Origin of the sequence: Streptococcus sp. NLN64, assembly GCF_015831295.1 — a bacterium.
Lineage (GTDB): Bacteria > Bacillota > Bacilli > Lactobacillales > Streptococcaceae > Streptococcus.
The window spans coordinates 991-8,081 of record NZ_JADXDQ010000072.1; the positions used below are offsets into that span (position 1 = coordinate 991).

The 7,091-nt window shown below is 41.8% G+C and carries 8 protein-coding genes and 2 tRNA genes; 4 read left to right on the forward strand and 6 right to left on the reverse strand.

Features of this window, described 5'->3' with window-relative positions:
- Positions 1-391 precede the first annotated feature (391 nt).
- Together I2503_RS08550 and rplS are read right to left on the reverse strand one after the other, a co-directional pair.
- A tRNA-Arg gene (locus tag I2503_RS08550) sits at positions 392-463 on the reverse strand.
- 36 nt (positions 464-499) lie between these two features.
- The gene (rplS, locus tag I2503_RS08555; RefSeq protein ID WP_160332582.1) at positions 500-847 is read right to left on the reverse strand and encodes a 50S ribosomal protein L19; all 348 of its coding nucleotides are present in this window, start codon (positions 845-847) and stop codon (positions 500-502) included.
- A 190-nt stretch (positions 848-1,037) separates the two neighbouring features.
- Between rplS and I2503_RS08560 the strand changes: the two genes are divergently transcribed.
- The 4 genes from I2503_RS08560 (at position 1,038) to I2503_RS08575 (ending at position 5,014) form a co-directional block, all read left to right on the forward strand.
- Complete coding sequence (locus I2503_RS08560; RefSeq protein WP_196967682.1) at positions 1,038-1,994, forward strand: glutathione S-transferase family protein; 957 nt, start codon at positions 1,038-1,040, stop codon at positions 1,992-1,994.
- 137 nt (positions 1,995-2,131) lie between these two features.
- Complete coding sequence (locus tag I2503_RS08565; protein WP_196967683.1) at positions 2,132-2,956, forward strand: Cof-type HAD-IIB family hydrolase; 825 nt, start codon at positions 2,132-2,134, stop codon at positions 2,954-2,956.
- Between the two features lie 133 nt (positions 2,957-3,089).
- Positions 3,090-3,161 (forward strand) — tRNA-Arg (locus I2503_RS08570).
- 275 nt (positions 3,162-3,436) lie between these two features.
- Complete coding sequence (locus tag I2503_RS08575) at positions 3,437-5,014, forward strand: DEAD/DEAH box helicase (protein WP_196967684.1); 1,578 nt, start codon at positions 3,437-3,439, stop codon at positions 5,012-5,014.
- Positions 5,015-5,330: 316 nt separating this feature from the next.
- Here I2503_RS08575 and I2503_RS08580 read toward each other — a convergent pair whose 3' ends face one another.
- The 4 genes from I2503_RS08580 to I2503_RS08595 all read right to left on the reverse strand — a co-directional run bounded on the left by I2503_RS08580 (position 5,331) and on the right by I2503_RS08595 (position 6,782).
- Entirely contained in the window at positions 5,331-5,528 is a 198-nt protein-coding gene (locus I2503_RS08580) for a bacteriocin (RefSeq protein ID WP_196090888.1), read from the reverse strand.
- Positions 5,529-5,546: 18 nt separating this feature from the next.
- Positions 5,547-5,765 (reverse strand): ComC/BlpC family peptide pheromone/bacteriocin, encoded by a 219-nt coding sequence (locus I2503_RS08585; protein ID WP_196090889.1) that lies wholly within the window; start codon positions 5,763-5,765, stop codon positions 5,547-5,549.
- Between the two features lie 75 nt (positions 5,766-5,840).
- The gene (locus I2503_RS08590; protein WP_196090890.1) at positions 5,841-6,209 is read right to left on the reverse strand and encodes a hypothetical protein; all 369 of its coding nucleotides are present in this window, start codon (positions 6,207-6,209) and stop codon (positions 5,841-5,843) included.
- Positions 6,210-6,632: 423 nt separating this feature from the next.
- The gene (locus I2503_RS08595; protein ID WP_196090891.1) at positions 6,633-6,782 is read right to left on the reverse strand and encodes a hypothetical protein; all 150 of its coding nucleotides are present in this window, start codon (positions 6,780-6,782) and stop codon (positions 6,633-6,635) included.
- Between the last annotated feature and the right edge of the window lie 309 nt (positions 6,783-7,091).

Here is a 7,091-nt window from a genome sequence, read left to right on the forward strand (position 1 = left end):
TCCCGAAAAGAAGCATAAGCTCTAAAGTTGCTTCCACTGCCATGACGGTGGTCCTTTCTAGGTGGTTGTGCATAGGCATTACTCCAAAATCAGATTTCCGTCCCGCTTTGTAACTTTCTACTTTCTCAGTATACTACTTTTTGTTTTTCTTGTCTAAGAAGAATCGATTTTGTTATGATAAATTGGGTTGTAAATTACACAGAGAGATTAAAGAAGATTACTGAATCCGATTACCTCAGCTGATTTTTTAACGCCGGTCACTCCGATGCAGGGGTGGTTTTTTCGCCCCAAAAGTTTAGAAAAGAATCAGAAAGTATAAAAATAAATACTGGAGAAAATCCAGTATTCATAACGTTTTTATTCTTAAAATGTTTTAGAATTTTCCAAATAATGTCCCCTACAGGAATCGAACCTGTAATGACTCCTTAGGAGGGAGTTGTTATATCCATTTAACTAAGGGAACAACATAAAAGGAGCCGAGGCTCCTTTTTCAATCCTCTTAACGACGGATTTCTTTGATACGTGCAGCTTTTCCTTGTAGGGCACGTAGGTAGTACAATTTCGCACGACGTACTTTACCGTAGCGTACAACTTCGATTTTTTCAACACGTGGAGTGTGAAGTGGGAAGATACGCTCAACACCAACACCGTTAGAGATTTTACGAACAGTGTAGTTTTCAGAGATTCCTTGACCTTTACGAGCGATAACAACTCCTTCGAAGAGCTGAACACGTTCGCGGTTTCCTTCGACAACTTTCGCGTGAACGCGGACAGTGTCACCAGGGCGGAACTCAGGGATATCAGTACGTAGTTGACCTTCAGTCAAGCTTTGAATTAATGGATTCATTTTTTCTCCTATCTTGCTAATCATGTACGCCAAGGTGCAGCGGATTAGCCGTTTATTTTTGCGTGTCCATCACACACAGGGATATCTTATCAGTTTTTTTAAAAAAAGTAAAGGAAAATACGGCTAACTTGAAGATTTTTTTATCTTTGGTATACTATTACTAATTATTGATAAAAAAGGAGAAGAGACGATGGGTCTTTTAGTAGATGGAAAATGGGTGGACCAATGGTATGATACCAAATCCACAGGTGGGAAATTTGTGCGCACCGTGACTCAGTTTCGGAACTGGATCACACCTGACGGTGAACCCGGGCCGACTGGTGAAGGGGGCTTTAAGGCAGAGTCAGGGCGCTATCATCTTTATATATCTCTAGCCTGTCCTTGGGCAAGTCGAACTTTGATTATGCGAAAGCTGAAAGGCTTGGAAGAGCACATCTCGCTGTCTATTGTGAATCCGTATATGTTAGAAAATGGCTGGACTTTTGCGGAAGGTCCAGGTGTGATTGCGGATAGTATCTTTAACAGCGATTATCTTTACCAAGTTTACCTAAAAGCTGATCCTCAGTACACCGGTCGTGTTACCGTTCCAGTTTTGTGGGATAAGAAAACCAACACCATCGTCAGCAATGAATCAGCTGAGATTATGCGGATGTTTAATTCGGCCTTTAATGATTTGACTGGAAATCAGGAGGATTATTACCCGCAAGAATTACAGGAAGCCATTGATGAAATGAATGACTTTGTTTATCCAAACATTAATAACGGAGTTTATAAAGCCGGGTTCTCAACCAGTCAAAAGGTTTACGAGGAAGAAGTAGCCAATGTTTTTGCAGCCTTGGATAAACTAGAAACTCACTTGGACACTCAGGATTATCTGGTTGGCAATCGTCTAACAGAAGCAGATATTCGATTGTTTACAACCTTAGTGCGTTTTGATCCTGTTTACTTTGGCCATTTTAAATGCAATATCAAAGCCTTAGTGGATTACCCAAATCTCTGGGATTACACCAAACGGCTTTTTAACCATCAGGGAATTTCAGAAACTGTTGACTTTGACCATATCAAAGAACATTATTATGGCAGCCATAAAACAATTAACCCAACAGGTATTGTTCCAGTCGGACCTAACTTGGATTGGAGTTTATAAAATTCTAAAAACCTTGGAATTCGCTGATTCCAAGGTTTTTAAAATGGTTGCAGGGGTTGGGACTATTTTTGGTATAATGAAGAAAATGAAAGTTGGAGAACTTGGTTACCCAGTTCGGATTTTTAAAGGAGAGATGGATGATTAAATTATTAGCGATTGATATGGATGGAACCCTATTAGATGAAGACAAAACATTGCGTCCGGAGACCATCGCAGACTTAGACAAGGCACGTGAAGCAGGAGTTCTGCCAGTTATTTGTACAGGACGTCCCTTATCCGGTGTTCTTCCTTATCTAAAGGAACTTGGATGGGAAGGTAAAGATGGCTACATGATTATTAATAATGGTGCAACTATTCACAGTACCAAAGACCTATCGATTCATTCCTGGTCTGGCTTATCCGAAGAGGAACTAATCTTGCTAGATAAGATTTCACAAGAATCAACAGCACAACTGACGGTTTTTGATGAGCGAGACTATTTGGTGGTCGGTGAAGATGCTGGTCATTTGGTCACGATGGATGCAGGTTTGGTCTTCTCTAAACCCAAACGGGTAGAGTTGGATCAATTGCTGGTTAATCAAGACAAGATTTTCCAAGCCATGTATTTGGATGAGAAAGACGCCTTGGATCGATTCGAAGAAAAGTACGGTGTGGAATTAGCACAGCACTTTGAAGTCGTTCGTTCTCAAGAGTATATCTATGAATGCCTACCGAAAGGAATCAATAAAGCGACGGGTCTTTCATACCTAGCTCAGAATTTAGGCTTTAGCAATGATCAGGTCATGGCCATTGGTGATGCTAATAATGATTTGGAAATGTTGGCCTATGCAGGCTGGTCCGTGGCTATGGGAAATGCCAATGAAGCTGTCAAAAAGGTTGCCAAATTCCAAACTGGATCTCACACTGAAAACGGTGTTGGACAAGCGATTCGAGAGATTCTTTTGCCTGCTATTCAGAAATAAGCACAAGTTTAACAAATAAAAACTGAACAGGTTTTTGACGGGGCAACGTTGCGACGGGGCCCTATTTTTTTGACATTTAATCGAAAAATATCTCTTGCCTTCCTGAACAGATTTTGGTATACTTATTGAGTTGCCACCCTTAGTGTAATGGATATCACGTAAGATTCCGGTTCTTGAGATGGGAGTTCGATTCTCTCAGGGTGGATGAAATAACGTTTAAAAAGCCTGTCGTTACAGGCTTTTTAATTTTCTCGCCCCAAAATCGCCCCAAGGTCCTTCCATTTCATTTTCATTTTTTGTGAAAATGAGGGACTTTTCCCCTATTCCCTCTGGCATTGTGGTATACTAGGTAAGTTGCAATGAAGTTGGTGGGATGGGAGCGTGTGCTCAAAAGGATGGCATCTCATCGCCTGTTCCTGGGGACAGGGGCCGTTATTGTAAGAGTATCCATCCCAATCGATTTATAGAAAGAAGATACCATTGAAATTTATAGAATTAGGTTTATCAGAAGAATTATTGACAGAAATTGAAAAAGCTGGTTTTGAAGAAGCCAGTCCCATTCAGGAGCAGACGATTCCCTTGGCCTTGACTGGCAAAGACGTTATCGGTCAGGCACAGACTGGTACAGGGAAAACGGCTGCTTTTGGTTTGCCAACCTTGGAAAAAATTAGACCGCAAGAGGCGACCGTTCAGGCATTGGTGATTGCGCCTACGCGTGAATTGGCGGTTCAGAGTCAGGAAGAGTTGTTCCGCTTTGGTCGTTCGAAAGGGGTGCGCGTGCGTTCTGTATATGGAGGATCCAGCATTGAGAAGCAAATCAAGGCTTTGAAGGCGGGAGCGCATATTGTCGTAGGAACACCAGGTCGTCTGTTGGACTTGATTAAGCGCAAGGCTTTGAAACTGGATAAGATTGAGACATTGATCTTGGATGAAGCGGATGAGATGCTGAATATGGGCTTCTTGGATGATATTGAAGCGATTATTGAGCGTGTGCCAGCTGAGCGTCAAACGCTTCTTTTCTCTGCTACAATGCCAGAAGCTATCAAGCGAATTGGTGTGCAGTTTATGAAAGAGCCTGAGCACGTCAAAATTGCGGCTAAGGAATTGACAACCGAGCTGGTTGATCAATACTATATTCGTATCAAGGAGCAGGAGAAATTCGACACGATGACTCGTTTGATGGATGTCGAACAACCTGAATTGGCAATCGTGTTCGGACGGACGAAACGTCGTGTTGATGAGTTGACACGTGGCTTGAAGATTCGTGGTTACCGAGCAGAAGGAATCCATGGTGACTTGGATCAAGGTAAACGTCTTCGAGTTCTTCGTGACTTTAAGAATGGAAACTTGGATGTCTTAGTAGCGACAGATGTTGCAGCTCGTGGTTTGGACATCTCTGGAGTAACCCACGTATACAACTACGATATTCCACAAGATCCAGAAAGCTATGTCCACCGGATTGGACGGACAGGTCGTGCTGGTAAGTCAGGACAATCTGTAACCTTTGTTTCTCCAAATGAAATGGGTTACCTTCAAATTATTGAAAACTTGACCAAAAAACGGATGAAGGGTCTCAAACCACCAACAGCGGAAGAAGCTTACCAAGCCAAAAAAAGTGTTGCCCTTAAGAAAATTGAACGTGACTTTGCTGAAGAAGATTTTGCAGCTAAAGCCGCTAAAGTTAGCAAGGATGCAATCCAGCTGGCAAGTGAATTTTCACCAGAAGAATTGGCAGCTTATATCTTGACCTTGGTTGTACAAGATCCAGATAGCCTACCAGAAGTAGAAATTGCAAGGGAAAAACCACTACCATTTAAACCATCTGGAAATGGCCAAGGTGGACGTGGCCGCGGCGGACGCCGCGACGGTGGTTACCGTTCAGGAAATCGTGACCGTGACCGCAGAGATCGCAACCGTCGTGACAACTACAGAGGCAACCGCCGGAACGACCGCTTCGAAAAAGAAAGCCGTTACCGCAAAAACAACAACCAAAAACCAAAAAACACCTCCAGCGAAAAGAAAACCGGCTTCGTAATCCGAAACAAAGGAGATAAGTAAAACTCTCCGGTGGAGAGTTTTACTCCGAGCCTAGCAACAGGAGAGCGAGGCATATCCAGTGGAGAGTTTTACCCCGAGCTTGGAAATAGAAAAGCGAGGCAAGTCCAATGGAGTAATGAAGAACGTTTCACGTTCTTTCATAAAAAACTCCAAGAGCCAATTCCTGATTCCTTGACTACCCCGAGCTTGGAAATAGGAAAGTGAGGCAGATCTAGTTGGCCTCGCCAAGTCTCCGTTAACCGATTTGACTCTGGATTTTTCAATTGAATAGTGTAAAACCCTGAGCGGCTTTTTCAGCCAGCTCAGGGTTTTGAGGTTAATGGGGGAATAAGACAGCGCCTGCTGCACCGGTAACTGCACAGGCTGCGTAGAGTTGTGGTGTCATGAGTGGGATGGCTTGGGAGCAGAAGGCGATGCCTTTGAAAGCTCCGTAAAATCCGCTAAGGAACAAGTTAGCTTCCGTTTCCCCGCTTCCTTGAATGGAAATAAGCTCAGTTGTAGTGAGTTGGTTCATAGTATTTCCTCCTTCTTACTAAATAGCACGTGCAAAACCCCAGCCGGTCATGCAGAGATGGGTACCAATAATGCCTCCGATCAGAGTTCCGACACCGGGAATGAAGCTACCGGCCATAGCACTGGTTCCTGCACAAATAGCAATTGCACGACTGGCTTCCAAACCAGATGGGCGACTGCCTCCATATAAGTTGGCAAGTGCTGTCGTGGAAAGAATTTGGTTTCCTGTTTCAGACATACAAGACCTCCTCGTATAAGTTAGACTAGGAATATCTGTCCCTGTCACTTATCTATTCGAAAAAGGAAATGTTTTTTACATTTTAATGGGAGCATCACTAACAGCATAGAGATAGAGAATTGCGACTGCAAGTACTAGTAGTCCCAGACTGTCATAGAGGTTGCCAAGGAAATCACTTTGGGAATTGATGATAAAATTGAATGGAATAAGTAGTACGCAGAGAAATTTTGTATTGTTCAACAGTTGGGTGAATCGCCAAACAATCAGATCATGACTCGTTTTTTGCTGCAAACCTTTGTTTGCAATAAGAAAAACAGCTGAAAGAATTAGAGTAGTGAAGGTGATGGGAATCCATGTGTTTCCATTTAGATAGCCGAAAAATAAGCGTAATACGATTTGTAATAGGGAATTAACGATTACGGTGATGTAAAAACGAATGTTCATTGAAACCTCCTTGTATGAATTATAATTTCTCTTCTATCTTAATTCTAAAGTCGCGGGATTTAACCCAAATGTTCTGAAATGTCTTCAAAACGTCCTGAACGGAAAAATTGGGGAGATTTAGGACAGTTTAATAGCTAATTTTTAGACAGAAGAACTGGAGATGTCCTTAATGGAAATAATAGATTATGAGTGAGATTTTCGATAGATATTAAAATGCAGAACGTCTGTCCAAGGAAAGAATAGATGATGTTGAAAAATCGATTTAATAGAAATTGAAGAACATGGCCATTAAATGAACAAAAGAAGTTTGTAGTTCTGTTCCTTAAAAATAAAAGCAAGAACCGCATCTGATATCAGAGGCGGCTCTTTTGCATGAGTTTAGAAACTGAACTTGTTTAGGGGAGATTGAGCGTTAGAATTTAGTTATCCAAACATACATTTAGAATATGCCACTTGAGCGAAATGAAATGAGACGGCAGTTGCTGCTATTTTAACCATTTGACACTGACTGTGTTTATCGCCACCGTAAATCGTGGATAATGTCTCTTTTGAAATTGCTTGAGTTTGTTTCATCTTTTCTACCTCCGAATAGATTTTTGATAGTAGCAGGGTCCAAAACTTCTATCACTTATTTATTCGATTTCTGTTTCCCCTTTTAAGGGCACCTCGAAAAAGTCGATGTATTCCGTTAACTTTTAAAAAAGGGACGCTTGCTCTCCAATCTCCAACAAACGTCCCTTTATTTTCTATTTTTTCATCCCTAATATCGGGATAATTCTGATTTTTGGGCGCACTAAGCCCATGTATTCAAATTCAGTCGTTTGATCTGTTCAAAACGACAAATATTATACATCAGATTTGTAAGTGTGACATTCGTCTTGG